Annotated in this window: 18 protein-coding genes and 1 tRNA gene; 14 read left to right on the plus strand and 5 right to left on the minus strand. The window is 36.9% G+C overall.

Annotation, left to right across the window (positions count from 1 at the left end):
* Positions 1–5: 5 nt before the first annotated feature.
* Entirely contained in the window at positions 6–995 is a 990-nt protein-coding gene (locus tag IGL56_RS01880; RefSeq protein WP_002392506.1) for a serine hydrolase domain-containing protein, read from the plus strand.
* Positions 996–1,004: 9 nt separating this feature from the next.
* On the plus strand, positions 1,005–1,424 hold the full coding sequence (locus IGL56_RS01885; RefSeq protein WP_002363016.1) for a PTS sugar transporter subunit IIA: 420 nt from the start codon (positions 1,005–1,007) through the stop codon (positions 1,422–1,424).
* Between the two features lie 34 nt (positions 1,425–1,458).
* On the opposite strand, the gene IGL56_RS01890 is transcribed toward IGL56_RS01885, so the two are convergent.
* Positions 1,459–2,268: a DUF1189 domain-containing protein gene (locus IGL56_RS01890; protein ID WP_002355344.1), complete on the minus strand. Its 810-nt coding sequence runs from the start codon at positions 2,266–2,268 to the stop codon at positions 1,459–1,461.
* A gap of 193 nt (positions 2,269–2,461) precedes the next feature.
* Between IGL56_RS01890 and IGL56_RS01895 the strand changes: the two genes are divergently transcribed.
* The 7 genes from IGL56_RS01895 (at position 2,462) to IGL56_RS01925 (ending at position 9,244) form a co-directional block, all read left to right on the plus strand.
* Positions 2,462–3,070 (plus strand): superoxide dismutase, encoded by a 609-nt coding sequence (locus tag IGL56_RS01895; RefSeq protein WP_002361201.1) that lies wholly within the window; start codon positions 2,462–2,464, stop codon positions 3,068–3,070.
* A gap of 147 nt (positions 3,071–3,217) precedes the next feature.
* Entirely contained in the window at positions 3,218–4,198 is a 981-nt protein-coding gene (gene dapF, locus IGL56_RS01900) for a diaminopimelate epimerase (RefSeq protein WP_002361202.1), read from the plus strand.
* A gap of 149 nt (positions 4,199–4,347) precedes the next feature.
* Positions 4,348–5,556 (plus strand): LCP family protein, encoded by a 1,209-nt coding sequence (locus IGL56_RS01905; RefSeq protein ID WP_002383706.1) that lies wholly within the window; start codon positions 4,348–4,350, stop codon positions 5,554–5,556.
* Between the two features lie 129 nt (positions 5,557–5,685).
* Entirely contained in the window at positions 5,686–6,387 is a 702-nt protein-coding gene (gene nagB / locus IGL56_RS01910; RefSeq protein ID WP_002355352.1) for a glucosamine-6-phosphate deaminase, read from the plus strand.
* 95 nt (positions 6,388–6,482) lie between these two features.
* A complete protein-coding gene (locus tag IGL56_RS01915; RefSeq protein WP_002355354.1) occupies positions 6,483–7,184 on the plus strand; it encodes an MgtC/SapB family protein in 702 nt (233 codons plus the stop codon).
* A gap of 158 nt (positions 7,185–7,342) precedes the next feature.
* Entirely contained in the window at positions 7,343–7,912 is a 570-nt protein-coding gene (locus IGL56_RS01920) for a LemA family protein (protein WP_002386098.1), read from the plus strand.
* Positions 7,913–7,957: 45 nt separating this feature from the next.
* The gene (locus IGL56_RS01925) at positions 7,958–9,244 is read left to right on the plus strand and encodes a TPM domain-containing protein (protein ID WP_002391536.1); all 1,287 of its coding nucleotides are present in this window, start codon (positions 7,958–7,960) and stop codon (positions 9,242–9,244) included.
* 39 nt (positions 9,245–9,283) lie between these two features.
* On the opposite strand, the gene nrdF is transcribed toward IGL56_RS01925, so the two are convergent.
* From nrdF to IGL56_RS01945, 4 genes are all read right to left on the minus strand, one after another.
* A complete protein-coding gene (gene nrdF / locus IGL56_RS01930; protein ID WP_002355357.1) occupies positions 9,284–10,249 on the minus strand; it encodes a class 1b ribonucleoside-diphosphate reductase subunit beta in 966 nt (321 codons plus the stop codon).
* A gap of 200 nt (positions 10,250–10,449) precedes the next feature.
* Positions 10,450–12,609 (minus strand): class 1b ribonucleoside-diphosphate reductase subunit alpha, encoded by a 2,160-nt coding sequence (gene nrdE, locus IGL56_RS01935; protein ID WP_002370231.1) that lies wholly within the window; start codon positions 12,607–12,609, stop codon positions 10,450–10,452.
* Positions 12,590–12,967 carry a class Ib ribonucleoside-diphosphate reductase assembly flavoprotein NrdI gene (gene nrdI / locus IGL56_RS01940; RefSeq protein WP_002355359.1) on the minus strand — a complete coding sequence of 126 codons (378 nt, stop codon included), beginning with the start codon at positions 12,965–12,967 and terminating at the stop codon, positions 12,590–12,592. Before nrdI ends, nrdE begins: the two co-directional genes overlap by 20 nt.
* Before the next feature lies 1 nt (position 12,968).
* Positions 12,969–13,193: a redoxin NrdH gene (locus IGL56_RS01945; protein ID WP_002355360.1), complete on the minus strand. Its 225-nt coding sequence runs from the start codon at positions 13,191–13,193 to the stop codon at positions 12,969–12,971.
* A gap of 513 nt (positions 13,194–13,706) precedes the next feature.
* Here IGL56_RS01945 and IGL56_RS01950 point away from each other — a divergent pair.
* The 5 genes from IGL56_RS01950 to IGL56_RS01970 all read left to right on the plus strand — a co-directional run bounded on the left by IGL56_RS01950 (position 13,707) and on the right by IGL56_RS01970 (position 17,516).
* On the plus strand, positions 13,707–14,180 hold the full coding sequence (locus tag IGL56_RS01950) for a ferrous iron transport protein A (RefSeq protein WP_002355361.1): 474 nt from the start codon (positions 13,707–13,709) through the stop codon (positions 14,178–14,180).
* A complete protein-coding gene (gene feoB / locus IGL56_RS01955; RefSeq protein ID WP_429861296.1) occupies positions 14,177–16,327 on the plus strand; it encodes a ferrous iron transport protein B in 2,151 nt (716 codons plus the stop codon). Before IGL56_RS01950 ends, feoB begins: the two co-directional genes overlap by 4 nt.
* Before the next feature lie 6 nt (positions 16,328–16,333).
* On the plus strand, positions 16,334–16,471 hold the full coding sequence (locus IGL56_RS01960) for a hypothetical protein (protein ID WP_002355364.1): 138 nt from the start codon (positions 16,334–16,336) through the stop codon (positions 16,469–16,471).
* Between the two features lie 81 nt (positions 16,472–16,552).
* A tRNA-Lys gene (locus tag IGL56_RS01965) sits at positions 16,553–16,626 on the plus strand.
* A 728-nt stretch (positions 16,627–17,354) separates the two neighbouring features.
* On the plus strand, positions 17,355–17,516 hold the full coding sequence (locus IGL56_RS01970; protein ID WP_002366123.1) for a hypothetical protein: 162 nt from the start codon (positions 17,355–17,357) through the stop codon (positions 17,514–17,516).
* Positions 17,517–18,086 lie beyond the last annotated feature (570 nt).

Below are 18,086 nucleotides of genomic sequence, written 5' to 3' on the forward strand. Positions count from 1 at the left end.
GAACAATGAATCAAATCGCAATTCAAGAAACAATTCAGAGACTGATTAATCAGCAAGTCGTTCCGGGTGTCGCTTGGGGGACGATCACAGAAGATAGCTTATCAGAACAGTATACGGGCTTTTTAGGTAATACTGGTCCATTTGCAAGACAAAAGGTTTCATCAGCTAGCCTGTATGATTTAGCGTCCTTAACGAAAGTTATTGGGACAACAAATCGAATGTTACAATTAATCGATACAAATCAGCTTACTTTTTCAACCACTGTGGGGGAAATCCTACCTGATTATCAAGGACTATCTTGTTCGATTGGGGAGCTTCTACTGCATCAGAGCGGACTGCCAGCTGATGTTGTCGATAAGAAAAATGTCACAAAAAAAAGCTTGCAAGAAATCATTTTAACGCATTCGTTATCTGAACGAGGGAAAACCACTTATTCTGATTTAGGGTATTACTTATTGGGAGAAATTATTCAAGTATTGGATCGCTGCTCATTAGAAGAGAGCTTTCAAACATACTTATTTCAACCAATGAACCTACAGCATACAAGTTTTACGGTCAGCGATTTTGCCCAGGCAGTGCCCACAGAGATTACAAAACAACGCGGCGTTATTCAGGGAGTGGTCCACGATTCGAAAGCCTATCAACTAAAAGCGCCAATTGGCAGTGCAGGTTTATTTGCAACTTTACCAGATTTACTCACTTTTGTTCAGTGTTTTATGAACAATCGCTACCCGTCTGGCAAACCATTATTTTCTGAAAAAATGTTCGATGCTCTCTGGTCTATGAACCAAGGGGGACGTACATTTGGTTGGGAATTGAAAAAGACGCAAGCAGGGGCAGGCTATTTGTATCATACTGGCTTTACTGGAACGGCGATTGGTATGAAAAAAGAGACCAAAGAAGCCCTAATTTTGCTGACGAATCGGATTCATCCCACTCGTGAAGAACGTGGCTTTCTGAAAGCACGAACAAAAATTTATCAGCAGTATTTTTAGGAGGATATGATGAAACCAAAATTAATTTTAATGAGCCATGGACGGATGGCAGAAGAAACCTTAGCTTCTACTCAAATGATTGTCGGGGAATTAGCAGATGCTGCGATTGTGTCAATGACCGCAGAAGATGGCTTGAGCGGCACGCAAGCAAAACTGGCAGCAATCTTAAAAGAAGCTGGCAATGTCCCGACGCTTGTATTAGCTGATTTAAAAGGAGGAACACCTTGTAATGTGGCTATGATGGCCATGGGCACTTATCCGCAATTGCGAGTAGTCGCTGGACTTAATTTAGCAATGGCAATTGAAGCAGCCGTCTCACCTGTGGAAAATGTGGATGAATTAGCTGCATATTTAACGCAAATTGGCCAATCTGCGGTGACCACGATTGACTTACCTGAATTAACAGATGAAGAAGAATTTGAAGAATAGCAAAAAGGTGTTGTCTCAAAGACAACACCTTTTTTTAAGAACCAGGGATATTCCGTGGTTCGTTTTTGGTTGTGACAAAGAAAAAGAACAGACTTAGTAAAATAACTAGGATGCCATCGTTAAACATCGGATTTACGAAATTTAAAATAGCACTTAAGATGACTGGCACGGTAGCACAATACGTAATAATTTTTAAACAATCAATCAAACGTAAAGAATAAAAACGTAATTTTGAATAGAGAGATGCACCGATAGCGGCAATCAGTAAGTCTAAAACTAAACCGATTAGAACAGGGTAGATAGCCACTAAAAAGACAATGAGTTTTGTCCACCAAGGGATTGCTGCTTCACTTAGCGCAGTCTTGATACTCTGAGCGTTAACGCCATCTAAGGTTCCTTTACTATAGGGGAAGATAAATTGGTCGGTGCCTAGAATTGATTCAGTTGCGCCTGAATTCGGTAAGGCGACTACAAATTCATCTTGTAAAAAAGCCAAACCAAACGCATTACCAATTAAATCCTTTTGGACATCAGCGGCTGTACGTTTTCCATCTGGATCAAACGTAAAAATAATCGAGTCGGTTTGATAAATAAAGCCAGATTCTTTGGCCTTTGTTTGCAACGTGCCATTTTCAATAGAAAAGTCAGGCAACTTTTCTGCAATTTTTTGGCCATCTTGTTGCACCTCTTGTAGCACAGAAAAGACTTGTTTGGTAATAGGTAGTGCTAAAATAGCACTTAAAAAAACAGCATAGAGAATTACTTTCCAAAACGCCATTTTTTTCGCATGCCGTAATTCTGAAACTGAAAAAAAGGCCTGCTTAAATAATTGCAATGTATTCATTTATTTACTCCTCACATCATTCTTCTACAGGTCATTCTAGCGAATTTATGAGGGAAACACAAGGTAATCTCCCTCTTTTGTAAAACTTTTCTTTTGGCAAGCAAACTATTTTGTAGAAAGCGGTTCACTCTGTTATCATAATAGTTGTATGAAAGACGTATGTTACATACTAAAAAATAGGGGGATTTAAAAAATGACTTACACATTACCAGAATTACCATATGCTTATGATGCATTAGAACCTTACATTGACGTGGAAACAATGCACTTACACCATGATAAACACCACAACACTTATGTGACTAACTTAAACGCAGCGATTGAAAAACATCCAGAATTAGGCGAAAAATCTGTAGAAGACCTAATTTCAGATATGAATGCTATTCCTGAAGATATCCGCACAGCCGTTCGTAACAATGGTGGCGGGCACGCAAACCATACATTCTTCTGGGAAATTATGGCACCAAATGCTGGTGGACAACCAACTGGCGCTATTAAAGAAGCAATCGATGAAACATTTGGCAGCTTTGATGAAATGAAAGCTGCTTTCAAAACAGCTGCAACTGGCCGCTTTGGTTCAGGTTGGGCTTGGTTAGTTGTGAATAACGGTAAATTAGAAATCACTTCTACACCAAACCAAGATTCACCATTAATGGATGGCCAAACACCTGTTTTAGGTCTTGACGTTTGGGAACATGCGTATTACTTAAAATATAAAAACGTTCGTCCAGATTACATTGAAGCATTCTGGAACGTTGTTAACTGGGATAAAGTAAACGAACTTTTTGCAGCAGCAAAATAAGTTTGCCAATTGTGAAGGAAAGAGTCAAATGACGGCTGTCATTTGACTCTTTCCTTTTACAAATCCAGGGTCGAAATAGTTGTTCGTTTATGGCATACTAAAGTAAGTAGGGAAAGATAACGGATACATAAAGAAGGAGCTAAAAAAATGAATGTTATGATGCAAAAAGTACACGGGTCAGAAAATGATTTCTTTTTATTGGATGAAACACAGTTTGAGCGTTCTTTAACCGCTGAGGAAATTGAGCAATTGCGCATCCAGTTATGTTCGCGGGAAACAGGATTATTGGCGGGAGCAGATGGGTTACTTTTGGTAGGAGAAGGGACTCACGGCACGTCCAATGCTAGAATGCGAGTGATTAACAGCGATGGTAGTGAAGCAAGCATGTGCGGGAACGGCTTGCGTACGGTTGCCCGTTATTTAGCTGAAAAAAACCAAGAAAAATCATTTACAGTTGAAACAATGTTTGCAGATTTGAAAGTACGTCAAGCCCCCAATTTAGCTGAAGAAGTAGCGACTTACCAAGTGGAAATTTCGCCAGTAAGTTTTGAAGCAGTCACTATCCCAATGCATTTAGGGGTCCAAACATTAATTGATGAAATCGTACCAGCCTTATCTAACACCATTCGCTTTACAGCGGTAGCAGTGCCTAATCCGCACCTTGTAGCATTTGTGGATCACGAAACCTTAAATGGTCCAGAATTTGAACGAATCGCTACCTATGTAAATAATGAAAATCCATATTTTCCAGAAGGGATAAATGTGAGTTTTGTTGAAATTCTTGGCAAAAATCAACTATTTGTTCGAACGTATGAACGTGGTGTAGGTTTTACAAGTGCTTGTGGGACAGCTATGTGCGCAAGTAGTTTACTTTATACGTTATTGAAAGATGGTGTTTTTTATGAAGAAATAACCGTCAAAAATGCTGGAGGTATGGTGAAAACAGTCGTCCACGAAACGTCAGATGGCAGTTATTGGATGGAATTAATTGGGAATGCCACGATTACGCATTTGATTGAAGGATCACTGACTGATTTACTAAATGGTGCATTTGAGAAAATAACTATCACTGAAACGAATGAACAGAAACATTATCAAGAATTTCTGCAAACACTTTCTCAAAAATAACAATTGTTCCTTGATAAAGCGCTCTTTTATTTTACAATTGTGTTAAGTTCTTGTTCCAAAAAATAAAAAATATTGCTTGAATAAGCAAACTATGAGAAAATAAAGGGCATGAATTAAGAATTATTCTTAGATAAACGAGGAAGTGTCTTATGAAACTATGGAAAAAAGTAGTACTGGGCTTCTTGAGCGTCTTGCTAGTGGTAGTAGCTGGGGTATGTGCTTACGGGATTAAGATGTATTCAGATGCCAATTCAACAATTAATGGGATCTATCAATCAGTTAACCGTAAGTCCAATAAAGGAGCCACGGCCAATATTGATGCGCAAGAACCATTCTCTGTTCTTTTAATGGGGATTGACACAGGCGATTTAGGCCGAACAGAGCAAGGTCGTTCAGATACTACAATGGTTGTAACCATCAACCCGAAAGAAAACAAGTCCACAATGATCAGTTTGGATAGAGATATTCTAACAGATATTGTTGGAAATGACACACAAGACAAATTGAACCATGCCTATGCATTTGGTGGCGCCGAAATGGCGATTAATACAGTCCAAGAATTACTGGATATTCCCATCCATCACTATGTATCCATCAATATGAAAGGGTTAAAAGACCTGATTGATGCGGTAGGCGGTATTGAAGTAGATAATACGATTGGTGAATTTACGTTGGACGGTATTACTGTTCCAGCAGGTAAAATCAAGTTAGATGGCACGACAGGTTTGGCTTATGCGCGGATGCGTCACGAAGATCCTGAAGGAGATGTGGGTCGTCAACGCCGCCAACGAGAAGTTGTTGAGAAAATTGTGCGCAAAGTCATGAGTTTTGACGGTGTTTCAAAATATCGAAAAATTCTTGATGCTGTTGAAGCCAATGTAAAAACAGACTTAACTTGGGATGACATGATGGACATCCAATCAAAATATTTGTCTGCCTTTAAAACAATTGACTCTGAACAATTACAAGGATACAGTGCAACTATTGATGATATTTATTATCAAGTCCTAGATCCAAATAGTTTATACAAAACACAAACAACACTTAGAAAACAACTTGGTTTAAAAGAACATGCTTCTGAACGTGAAAAAGATTTAGCCTTTTATAATCAGTTTAGCTATGCTGTTACAGATACTGCACTGATTGGTGAATCTGGTGATTCAAGTGCCAATAGCTCTACTAGTTCGAGTAGCACAGCGGACACCACAGCCGGTCAAACAGAATACAACGGCAATACGCAACAAGCAGCAGAAGGAGCCTATGATCCGAATACGTACGTTGACCCAAATACGTACACAGATCCAAACGCTTATGCTGATCCAAATACGTATGTGGATCCCAACGCACCACAATATTAATCTGTTAAACAAGCTCGAAAACTTCTATTTCTGATGGAAATAGAAGTTTTTTTCTTTTATTCTAGAAATTTTTTTCAGAAGGTGTTATAATTGGACTATACCAAAATAAACCGTAAGGAGCGTGTCAAAATGCAAATTATCCGTGTAGCAAATGCAGAAGAAGGCGGCAAAAAAGCGTTTGAATTAATTAAAGAAGGTATGAACAATGGTGCGAAAGTTTTAGGCTTAGCAACAGGTAGTACACCAGAAACATTATATAAAGAAATGACAGCAAGTGATGTCGACTTTACAGAAATGACTTCTGTAAACTTAGATGAATATGTTGGTTTAGGTGGCGAAGATGAGCAAAGTTACCGTTATTTCATGAACAAACACTTATTTGACAAAAAACCATTTAAAGAAACATTTGTACCAAATGGTAAAGCAGAAGATTTAGATGCTGCTTCCGCAGAATATGAAAAAATTATCGATGCACATCCAGTAGATATCCAAATCTTAGGTATTGGTCAAAATGGACACATTGGTTTCAACGAACCAGGCACACCTCTAGATAGCTTAACACATGTCGTTGAGTTGACTGAATCAACAATCAACGCAAACAAACGTTATTTTGACAAAGTAGAAGATGTCCCAACACGTGCTGTTTCTATGGGGATTGGCTCAATCATGAAAGGTAAAAAAATGATTTTAATGGCTTATGGCGAAGCAAAAGCAGAGGCCATTAAAGGAATGATTGACGGACCAGTAACAACAGACATGCCAGCAAGTGCATTACAAAACCATCAAGATGTTGTTGTAATCATTGATGATGCAGCTGCAAGTAAATTATAATCGTTGATGAAAAAGAACTTGAAACATAAGGATTTCCTTATGTTTCAAGTTCTTTTTTTGTTATACTGGAAGTAATAGAAGAAGAGGTGAAAAGGATGTTACAGCTAACAATTCCAGAAATTATTTTACGGTTAGTCCTAGCGATGGTGATGGGTGGCGCAATTGGTTTTGAAAGACAATATAAGAATCGCCCAGCAGGGATGCGCACTCACATTTTAGTTTGTATGGGCGCGGCTATTATTGCGTTAATTCAGTCGCAAATTGCAATCAATGCATTGAAAGATGCGTTAGCTAATCCGGCTTTGACGGGGGTCATTCGTTCAGATCAAGCAAGGTTGATCGCACAAGTTGTAAGTGGAATCGGCTTTTTAGGTGCTGGAACCATCATTGTAACGAAACAAAGTGTCACCGGATTGACGACAGCAGCGTCACTATGGACCGTTGCTGGTTTAGGGATCGCGGTGGGCATGGGCTACTATACGATTGCCTTAACAAGTTTTATCGGTGTATTATTTGCCTTAACCATTGTCAAACGAATTATTCACGTACCAACAATCAAAAAATTAGAAATTCGCTATCAACATAAACAAGAAACCAAAGAATTTATTAATCAGTATTTTGAAGAAAAACATATTGAAATTTATGATGTGAACTTCAATGTTTCTTGGGTGGATGATACAAAAATCTATACGAATATCTATACTATTGATTTGCCTAAAGGCCTAACGTATGCCGATGTTATCGAAGATCTATCTGTTTCAAATAATGTAACAAAATTACGATTGATTAATGTGTAGAAACATCTATTTATAATTAATGACAACCGCTATAAGTTAAAATGCTTATGGCGGTTTTCTTCTAGGGCCTAGGACTGATTTTTTAAGTTTAATATTTCAAAAAGATTACAAAAGAGTTATGATTGTATTACGAGTTAGAAAGAAAGGTGATAAGTAAGATGAATAAAAAAAATAAATTTCTTAGTATTATTGTTGTTGTCGTTGTGATTATTGGTGCATTTGTGATGAAAGCTTATAATCAATTGATTACTTTAGATAATAAAGTCGAAGCAGAATGGTCACAAGTAGAAAATGTAATGCAAAGACGGGCTGATTTAATTCCGAATCTTGTCAGTAGTGTTCAAGGCAGTATGACTCAAGAAAAAGAAGTTTTAAAAGAAATAACGGAAGCACGTAAAGCATACGCAGGAGCAAAATCTTCTTCTGAAAAAGGGCAAGCAAATGAGCAAATTGAAAAAGGATTAGGTAATTTTGTTACAGTATTGAATGAAGATTACCCAAAGTTAGCTTCTTCTGAAAATGTCAAAACCTTAATGACTCAATTAGAAGGATCTGAAAATCGAATTTCTGTTGAACGCCGTAACTATATACAAGCTGTTGAAACATATAACCAACAGATTTCAAAATTCCCTGATAAAATAATTGCAAAACTTTTAGGATTTGAGAAGAAAACTAACTATGTTGCGACAGAGCAGGGAAAAGAAGTACCACAAGTGGAATTTAAATAAAAAATTTGTAGAAAATTTGGGTTAAAAAGAAAGAAGTGAGGAAGGTTGGATAAAAAAGTCGAAAAAATTCAAGAAAAAGTTCGTTTGTTTTATAAAAAGCATCAGCGGAATACAACGATTGTTGTGGTAATTAGTTTGAGTATGATTTTAATATTAGGAATGGCTGCTTGGTATGAAGGAAAGGGAATCTCTTATGAAGCAAAACAAACTGCACTGAGAGAGAAGCAACATGCCTTACAAAAAAAGAGAGACGATATCTTAGCAGGGAAAATGACTGAAGCGTCAACCCAGACAACAATAAATAACTTTTCTAAACAAGAAATAACTGGTGAAAATGAATTAGTGACAATTACTGGAACGAATGGGCAGTTGAACATTAATGATGCTAATATCTATGTTTCAGATAATGCAGGTATTGTCTCAAATCAACTTAAACAGAAAATGTTTCAATTGAATCAACAATTGTTGGAAAATGCGAATGGCGCACAATTTATGCTTATTACCGTTCCTGCGTTACCTAGTGGGGAATCTGTTGAATCTTACAGCAATAAGATTGCTAATCAATTAGGTGTAGGGGATCGTGAAAAAAATAATGGTGTGGTTTTTCTAATGGCAATTGAGGATCGCGAGTCTCGCTTGGAAGTTGGATATGGCTTAGAGAGTATTTTAACGGATAGCTATGCGGATGATATTATTAATAATGAAGAAGTAAAAGAGGCTTTTAGAGACGAGGATTATAATACAGGTCTCAATAAAATTATTGATCAAGTATCGGCTGCAATCAATTCAAAAACCGCACAAGTGGATAATGAATTAACAAATATACAAGCAGAGTTAAACACTAACACAACGAAAAGAAATGTTCTTTTAATGGCAAGTATTGCTGGGATGCTCATTTGTGCTGTTTATATTTTACAAATTTTAAGAACAAGAAAACTTGTTAAAAAAATGTATCAAGATTATTTGAATTGTTTACCAACAAAGGCTGTCCTAAATAACTCAGAACAGACAAAGAAAGTATTAAATAAGATGAAAAAGACTTCTTTTTATTGTTTATATCTTAATGGAGCAACGTTATTTGCCACAAAAGGGAAAATAAGACGTGCCACTAAGCGTGGTTCTTTACTAAGTATATATCCAAATGCAAAAAAACAATCTTTTGGGCGTTTATTAGTAGGAGATACTTTATATAGTTATGATGGTAGTGTTTTGACGTATGCTTATTTAAACTCACAATACAATCCGTCTAATCATAGTAGTTCTGGTAGCAGCAGTGGTGGTTCATTCGGTGGCGGCTCATTCGGCGGTGGCGGTGCCTCAGGAAGTTGGTAAAACAAAAAGCTAGAAACGTTAATCGTTTCTAGCTTTTTGCTATTTATCTAAACCGTAAAGATAGTCATCATCTTTCATGGCTTCAACTGTTCCTAGTAAATAGCCATTTCCTACTTGGGAGAAGAAGTCATGGTTGCTAGTTCCTGTCGAAATACCATTCATTACAATCGGGTTCACATCATTGGCTGTATCCGCAAATAAGGGATCCATACCTAAGTTCATTAAAGCTTTGTTGGCGTTGTAACGTAAAAAGGTTTTTACTTCTTCGGTCCAACCTAAGTCATCATATAATTCTTCTGTATAACGTTCTTCGTTTTCGTACAATTCGTAAAGTAAATTATACATCCAGTCTTTTAGTTTATCTTGCTCATCTTCTGGTAATTCATTAAATCCTAATTGGAATTTATAGCCAATATACGTGCCGTGCACTGATTCATCACGGATAATCAATTTAATAATTTCAGCGACGTTCGCTAGTTTATTGTTTCCTAAATAGTAAAGAGGAGTGTAAAACCCAGAATAGAATAAAAACGTTTCTAAAAATACACTAGCAATTTTTTTCTCTAACGGAGTACCGTTTTTATAAATTTCGTTAATCCGTTCTGCTTTATATTGCAGATGTTTATTGGTATTTGTCCACTCAAAAATATCATCAATCTCTTTTTTTGTATTTAATGTACTGAAGATAGAAGAATAACTTTTGGCATGGACAGATTCCATGAATTGGATGTTATTTAAGACGGCTTCTTCATGGGGCGTCCGCACATCATTTCTCAGTTGATCCATGCCGCTTTCTGATTGAACAGTATCTAATAAAGTTAAACCGCCGAAAACGTAGCCGACAGTAGTTTTTTCTAAATCGGAAAGAGTCCGCCAATCATCTAAGTCATTGGATAACGGAATCCGTGTATCTAACCAAAATTGTTCGGTTAATTTTTCCCAAGTGGATTTATCAATGACGTCTTCAATGGCGTTCCAGTTAATTGCTTCATAATACGTTGCCATGGTTATTCCTCCTGTATGCTGGGACAGCAGTCTGTTTGACTAGTTGTCTCGTTTCTTCGCTTAAAACGTTCTACAGAGTCCAAATAGGAGCGTGCAGCCGTTCTTCTTTGTCCAGTATATCTGAAAATGTCCTGTTTAAAAAGAGAACATTCCTAAAAAATAAGACGCTCAAGCAGAACGCCTTATTTAAGTGCTTTTCATTAAATCACGCAAGACTCACATTGATTGCTGCCAATTTCTTCAGCATCATCTGTAAATGTACGAATATAGTAAATTGATTTAATCCCTTTGTTGAACGCATAATGACGTAAAATGTTCAAGTCACGGGTTGTTTGTTTTGGTGTTTCTTTCCATTCATACAAGCCTTCAGGGATTTCTGAACGCATAAACAAGGTTAAACTCATTCCTTGATCAACGTGTTGTTGCGCTGTTGCGTAGACATCAATCACTTTGCGCATATCCATGTCGTAAGCAGAAGTATAGTAAGGGATTGTATCATTAGCTAAATAAGGCGCTGGATAGTAAATCTTACCAATTTTCTTCTCTTGACGTTCTTCAATCATGCGAGTAATTGGATGAATGCTGGCACTAGTATCATTAATATATGAAATTGAACCATTTGGCGCTACGGCTAAACGATTTTGATGATAAAGACCATTTTTTTTCACAGCATCGCGTAACGCAGCCCAATCTTCAGCCGTTGGAATCTGAATGTCTTTAAAAATTTCTTTCACTTTATCAAATTTTGGTGTAAAGTTGCCTTCAATATATTTATCGAAGTAAGCACCAGAAGCATAATCTGATTTTTCAAAATTATGGAAGACTTGGTTACGTTCTTTCGCAATTTGGTTACTTTCCATTAAAGTCCAGTAATTTAATAACATGAAATAAATGTCTGTAAAGTCTAATGATTCTTCAGAGCCGTATTCCATATGATTTTTAGCGAAGAAGGTGTGTAAGCCCATTGCGCCTAGTCCGATTGTATGGCTTAAACGATTTCCATTTTGGATAGTTGGCACGACATCAATTTCAGAAGCATCTGTTACAAAAGTTAACGCACGCGTCATAGCGCGGACAGATTTTCCAAAGTCAGGACTTTCCATTAAATTAACAATGTTAGTTGAACCTAAGTTACAACTAATATCTGTGCCTAAAACTTCATATTCTTGTTTCCCATTAATAACAGAAGGCGTTTGAACTTGAAGAATTTCAGAACATAAGTTACTCATGATAATCTTGCCATCAATCGGATTGTTTTTGTTAGCTGTATCAATATTGATGATATAAGGATAGCCAGATTCTTGTTGTAATTTAGAAATTTCATTTTCTAAGTCACGGGCTTTAATTTTACGTTTACGTATGTTTGGATTGGCCACTAGGTTATCATATTCTTTGGTAATATCTACATAGGAATAAGGCACACCATATTCACGTTCCACACTATAAGGACTAAATAAATACATATCTTCGTTGTTACGCGTTAATTCGTAAAATTTATCTGGAACAATAACACCAAGAGACAACGTTTTTACACGGATTTTTTCATCAGCGTTTTCTTTTTTAGCAGATAAGAACATTTCAATATCTGGATGGAAGACATTTAGATAAACCACACCAGCACCTTGACGTTGACCTAGTTGGTTAGAGTAGCTAAAGCTATCTTCAAATAATTTCATAACAGGGACAACACCACTTGCTGCGCCATCATAACCTTTGATTGGTGCGCCCGCTTCACGTAAGTTGGAAAGAGTAATTCCTACGCCGCCGCCGATTCGTGATAATTGAAGGGCAGAATTAATTGAACGCCCAATGCTGTTCATATCATCTGTTACTTGAACTAAGAAACAAGAAACCAATTCACCTCGACGTTTACGCCCAGCGTTTAAGAAAGAAGGTGTGGCTGGTTGATACCGTTGATGGATCATTTCATCCGCCAATGTTAAAGCCAACTCTTCATCGCCATCCGCAAAATACAAGGCATTAAAGGCAACCCGATCTTCATATGTTTCTAAATACTCTGTTCCGGCGTTGTTCTTTAAAGCGTATTGAGAATAAAATTTATAAGCCGCCATGAAAGACTTGAATTGGAAATGTTGTTCATCTAAGAAAGCATATAATTTTTCAATAAAGTCCATTGAATATTTTTCGATGAATTCAGTTTCAATAAAATCTTCTTTCATTAAAAAGTTGATTTTTTCTTCAGCAGAGCTGAATTTACGTGTATTCGGTTCTACATTTTCTTTAAAGAAGGCTGCGAGTGCTTCTTTATCTTTATTTAAAGGGATTTGACCATCAACAGGACGGTTAATCTCGTTATTCAGTTTGAAATAGCTGACATCTTTAATTTCTTTTAGACTCAATTTCTTCCACTACTTTCTTAAAGGTCTCCACGTCTTCGTCTGTTCCGCTAAACTCAAAGGAGTATAGAAGCGGAACGTGGTAATCGCGGGCAATATCTTTGGCGGTATAGACAAATAATTCAGCAAAATTACGGTTGCCCCCACCAGCTACACCAACTAACAGTTCTTGGTTACTTTTATAATCAAGAAAGTCATTCACTACCTCTGTAATTTCTGCATCATAGGTAGGAATGACAAGAATAAAAGGCTCATTTATTTCAAAAAAAGGATTCGCTGGCTCAAGTTCATAAGCAGGCAAATCCAATTTTTTAATAAAGCGCCTTGTTTGACCGGTGACTGAAAAATAAACAAGTTTCATCTTAGCTAGCCAATTGTTTTAATTGGTCTGGACGGAAGCCAACAACGGTTGTTGCTTCAGATGTGATTACCGGTACGCTTTGGAACCCTTGTTCTTTTAACCAGTCGATAGCATCTGGTTGTGCGTCGATATTGATTTCTTCAAAAGCGATGTTATTTTCACTTAGGAAACGTTTCGCCATTTTACATTGGATACAGTTATTTTTTGAAAAGATTTTTACGTTCATTGAAAGTTCCTCCTCTTTTTTTCTACATAGACTAGTATAAATCTATGTAGAAAAAAGTCAACACTTTAACACTATATATTGTGGTGCGTTTTTCTCATAATACTAGTTTTTGTGTTTTTGAAAGAAAAATGAAAACACGTGAATCCTCGTTTTTGGGAGAAAAAACACATTGGTCAGTGTTTGACAAACAAAAAAATTAAAATTTTGAAAGAGAACATTTAGTGAAAAAACACTAAATATTGTGTTGACATTTGAGTTAGGCACAAGAAGAAAAAATAAGCGGATTTGTTATTGAATGAGTGGAATTTTATAGTAGCTAGTAACATAAAAAACAAGAACTGACTTTTTTTCAAAAATGGTAACCTGAAAAAAGTGTCTCTATATAGAAGGAAAATAGAAGAAAACAGGAGATACATCCAGAAATTCATTGACTTTCCGTGTAAGCAAGCGTATTCTTTTAATTGAGAACGATTCTCATTTTCGTTTGAAACTTTTTCACATGGAGGAAAGTAAATGATTACGTTAGCGCAGGCAGAAGTTGGGAAAGTCTATACAGTCGAAAGCGTCCAAGCAGATGTTCAGACAAAGAAACATTTGAACAATTTAGGTGTCGTTGCAGGCCAAGCAGTTGTCCTTGTCAATTATCAGAATCAAAATGGTATTGTTTTATTACATAATAGTCGAATTGCGCTGACAGATACGATTTTACAAGCGATTCATGTGGAGGAGCGCTCGGCGAATGAGAAAGTTTGGGTCTCCTTGGATACCTTGAAAGTTGGAGAACGCGCTACAATAGTAGGGATCCACGGACAAGGAGCGGTGAAACGTCGGTTGATGGACATGGGCTTAACAAAAGGAACAGTAATTTTTATTCGCAAAGTAGCTCCTTTAGCTGATCCAATTGAAATCAATGTACGTGGCTATGAACTAACGTTACGAAAAAGTGAAGCGGAACTAATCTTGGTTGAAAAGGAGGAAAGCGAATGACTCAGCAAATTGCACTAGCCGGCAACCCTAATAGCGGTAAAACGACAACGTTCAATATGTTAACAGGAGCCAACCAATATGTTGGAAACTGGCCAGGGGTGACTGTGGAACGTAAAGAGGGGGTGGCAAAGAAAGATAAGACACTCATTATTCAAGATTTGCCAGGGATTTACTCTCTTTCTCCTTATACGCCTGAAGAAATTGTGGCACGAGATTATCTTTTGGAGGACCAACCTTCAGTGATTTTGAATATTCTCGATGTGACCAATTTGGAACGGAATCTTTATTTAACAACACAATTAATTGAAACTGGATTACCGGTTGTTTGTGCGTTAAATATGATGGATTTGTTGGAAAAAAACGGCCAAACATTGAATAGTGAAAAGTTAAGTTATGGCTTAGGCGTGCCTGTCGTTGAGATTAGTGCTTTGAAGAATCGTGGGTTGGATCATGCTTTAAAACAAAGTAAGCAGCGAGCGAATGCCATAGAGACAGAGGTTATTTATCCTTCTTATGATAATCGCTTAGAAGCAGCACTTGCTGAAATTGTTGATATTTTAGGAAATACTGTTCCTGAAACGCAACAGCATTGGTATAGTTTAAAACTTTTTGAACGAGATGTTCGAACTAAAGAGCAATTATTATTGAGTTCTTTTCAAGAAAAAGAAATTGAAGAAGTCATTCAAATTACTGAAAAAATCTTTCAAGATGAAAGTGAAGCGATTATCATCAATGAACGCTATGCCTTTATTGCTCGATTAATTGCTTTGTGTGCAACGAAAAAAACAGAAATGACATTTACTCACAGTGATAAGATTGACCGAGTGGTAACCAATCGGTGGTTGGCGTTGCCAATCTTTGCGTTTGTAATGTGGTTGGTCTATTACTTGTCTATTCAAACGGTTGGTACAATGGGGACAGACTGGTTAAACGATGTCTTTTTCGGGGAATGGGTTCCTCAATTTGTGGGAAATTGGTTGGCGCAATGGCAAGTAGCGCCATGGATGCAAAGTTTAATTTTAGATGGGATCATTGCAGGTGTTGGGGCTGTGTTAGGCTTTTTACCACAACTGGCCGTCCTGTTTTTATGTTTAGGTTTTTTAGAAGATTGTGGCTATATGGCCCGGATTGCCTTTGTCATGGATCGTTTGTTTCGGAAATTTGGCCTATCTGGTAAGTCGTTTATTCCGATGTTAATTGCGACAGGTTGTGGGGTCCCAGGCGTGATGGCTAGTCGAACGATTGAAAACGAACGCGATCGGCGAATGACTATTATGGTCACGACTTTTATGCCGTGTTCGGCGAAGTTGCCAATTATCGCTCTGATTGCAGGTGCATTTTTTCCTAACCAAAGTTGGGTCTCGCCCTCTGCTTATTTCTTAGGGGTTGCTTCCATTGTGTTATCAGGGATTGCTTTAAAAAAGACCAAGCATTTTTCGGGAGATCCAGCACCATTTATTATGGAGCTTCCCGCCTATCATTTGCCGCAGCTTAGAAGTGTGGTTCGGCATGCCTATGAACGATGTCGCTCATTTGTAAAAAAAGCAGGAACGATTATTTTTGTTTCCAGTATTCTCATTTGGTTCATGTCACATTATTCTGTGACGTTTCAACCCGTTCCAGAAAGTCAAAGTATTCTAGCATTTCTAGGTAAAGGGTTGGCGGTGCTATTTATCCCATTAGGCTGGGGTAATTGGCAAGGGGCAGTTGCCACAATTACAGGATTGATAGCGAAAGAAAATATTATTGGTACCTTAGGCATTTTATTTGGCAATGTGAAAGATGTTTCTGAAAACGGGGTAGAAGTCTGGGGCGCACTGCAACACACCTTTACGCCAGTCGCGGCCTATTCGTTCTTAACTTTTAACTTATTATGTGCACCTTGTTTTGCTGCAATTGGCGCAATTCGTCGTGAAATGGGAGACCTCAAATGGACATTAGGAGCCATTGGTTATCAATGCGGTTTGGCTTATATGGTTAGTTTTGTGATTTATCAATTGGGCCATGTGTTAGTCGAAAAAGGCACACTAACTCTGGGGACTTTTTTAGCGATGGGTGTTGTTTTAGCTGGATTTTATTTCCTTATAAGAAAACCAAAGCCAGGCAAAGAAAGTGTCCAAGCAATCACTTCTTTAGAAAGAGGGTAATAACGGATGGCAACAATTATTTTATCCATTTTAATTTTTGGAACAGCAGGAATCATCACCTATCGACGAATCAAAAAAGGGGAAAGTTGTGAAGATTGTCAAACAGCTTGTCCTGTAAAAAAAGAACAATCTTCACAAGAATAACAACTGAAAAAAATTCCCTCTTGTATAAATAATAGCGGAGTGCTACAATATTGAGGTAGCTGAAAAGCCATTTTATACAACGGGGGCATAGCTCAGTTGGTTAGAGCATCTGACTCTTAATCAGAGGGTCTAGGGTTCGAATCCCTATGCCCCCATTGGGTGCCAAACCCACGAGAACGGTATTCTGTCGGCGTCTTAGGACGTTTCGAAGACGGAGTACGCGTTCTCTTTTTTTGCTCTTTGTCAAATAATGTTGGTAAAGAGAAATTGTAGAATCCTGTCGAGTCCAGAGGAGAAAATCCTCTGGAATTTTTTGTATGTATTGAAAACCACCGGCTATGCAGGTGGTTCAGGTACGATTGTTGTATTTTTTGTATGAAGCAGCGAGAATCCCTGCATGCTGAATGGTTGATATTAAATAATAGGCTGAGAGAAACAACAGTTTTTGTTGCATATCTACCTATTTGATAGGTCGTTTTTCTGTTGAGATTACGATAACTATTACAAATATGTTGTTCGCGCTCGCTAAGAAAAGCGATAGGGAATAATAAGCTTTTTGGAAACTGGGTTGGACTCCAACTTTAGTGAAAGAATGTGTGAGTTAAGCAACGCTTTGTTTTCTCCTTGCTATTTTATGAACAGGTGTATCTCTAGACAAAATAATTTAAAAAAGTTGTAGGCATTTCATATTACCTGTTATTTTATTTTATAACATTTAAAGTGTAAACATTACTAAAAATTTGTCTATGGAGTCATAACAATTTTCCGCTTTTACTTATTTAATTTACATTCCTGTTCCTTTAAACTATATACATGGTATTTCATTATTTGTAAATTTAAAATGATTTTATGAAGCGAGTACTAATATATAAGGAGGAAAAGCATGCAGAATCAGGTGTATTTAATAAACAGTGATCAAGAGCAATTTAAAAAGGAAAATAGTTCGGATGTAGCTGTAGATAAAGTTCCAGGTAGAGGGACTGTTGTGTTGACATTTATGTCTGCTAGAATATGTAATTTCGGTTGTACATATTGCTTTGCTTAAGAAAGAAAAAAATGAAGAAGTAAAAGAATTTTTACATGAAAATAGTACGATTAGCTACGAAAAAATGAGAACCATATTAAGTAAGCATAATTTGTGTACATACCCAAATACAAATAGTCAAAGTAATATCGTGTTTGAGTTGAATAGTCGGAAACTATTTAAAATTCCTTTATTTGCTATTCAAAAAAGAATTGAGATAGTGGCTAAAGGCATATATTATTTAAATTTATTGTTAATAGCTGTAATGTTAATTGGATTTCCAATTATTATTAAATTTCCAGTTCAACTAATGGATTCTTACATAAGCCAGATAAATTTTTCAATTTTAAATGTGACTACTGTATACTGATATTTTTCTCATTATGCTTATTTATCATTACAAATAATTGGTGGTTTGGTTATATAGCTCTTCTTAATATAGGGTATCTTTTTAGTAGTTTATTACCGCTATCAACGAGTGATGGATACCATATTTTTACAATCATATATGGTAGTGAAGGGACAAGATGGCAGTTATTGTTGCTTCTTGCAGGAGTAATAAAAAAAGAGACCTCAATTTTTAAAAAAATT

This window comes from Enterococcus sp. DIV1316a (genome assembly GCF_050536915.1).
Classification (GTDB): domain Bacteria; phylum Bacillota; class Bacilli; order Lactobacillales; family Enterococcaceae; genus Enterococcus; species Enterococcus faecalis.

Coding starts and splice junctions, on each gene's coding strand:
- IGL56_RS01880 (WP_002392506.1), top strand. CDS start 6: ATGAATCAAATCGCAATTCAAGAAACAATTCAGAGACTGATTAATCAG.
- IGL56_RS01885 (WP_002363016.1), top strand. CDS start 1,005: ATGAAACCAAAATTAATTTTAATGAGCCATGGACGGATGGCAGAAGAA.
- IGL56_RS01890 (WP_002355344.1), bottom strand. CDS start 2,268: ATGAATACATTGCAATTATTTAAGCAGGCCTTTTTTTCAGTTTCAGAA.
- IGL56_RS01895 (WP_002361201.1), top strand. CDS start 2,462: ATGACTTACACATTACCAGAATTACCATATGCTTATGATGCATTAGAA.
- dapF (WP_002361202.1), top strand. CDS start 3,218: ATGAATGTTATGATGCAAAAAGTACACGGGTCAGAAAATGATTTCTTT.
- IGL56_RS01905 (WP_002383706.1), top strand. CDS start 4,348: ATGAAACTATGGAAAAAAGTAGTACTGGGCTTCTTGAGCGTCTTGCTA.
- nagB (WP_002355352.1), top strand. CDS start 5,686: ATGCAAATTATCCGTGTAGCAAATGCAGAAGAAGGCGGCAAAAAAGCG.
- IGL56_RS01915 (WP_002355354.1), top strand. CDS start 6,483: ATGTTACAGCTAACAATTCCAGAAATTATTTTACGGTTAGTCCTAGCG.
- IGL56_RS01920 (WP_002386098.1), top strand. CDS start 7,343: ATGAATAAAAAAAATAAATTTCTTAGTATTATTGTTGTTGTCGTTGTG.
- nrdF (WP_002355357.1), bottom strand. CDS start 10,249: ATGGCAACGTATTATGAAGCAATTAACTGGAACGCCATTGAAGACGTC.
- nrdI (WP_002355359.1), bottom strand. CDS start 12,967: ATGAAACTTGTTTATTTTTCAGTCACCGGTCAAACAAGGCGCTTTATT.
- IGL56_RS01945 (WP_002355360.1), bottom strand. CDS start 13,193: ATGAACGTAAAAATCTTTTCAAAAAATAACTGTATCCAATGTAAAATG.
- IGL56_RS01950 (WP_002355361.1), top strand. CDS start 13,707: ATGATTACGTTAGCGCAGGCAGAAGTTGGGAAAGTCTATACAGTCGAA.
- feoB (WP_429861296.1), top strand. CDS start 14,177: ATGACTCAGCAAATTGCACTAGCCGGCAACCCTAATAGCGGTAAAACG.
- IGL56_RS01960 (WP_002355364.1), top strand. CDS start 16,334: ATGGCAACAATTATTTTATCCATTTTAATTTTTGGAACAGCAGGAATC.
- IGL56_RS01970 (WP_002366123.1), top strand. CDS start 17,355: ATGCAGAATCAGGTGTATTTAATAAACAGTGATCAAGAGCAATTTAAA.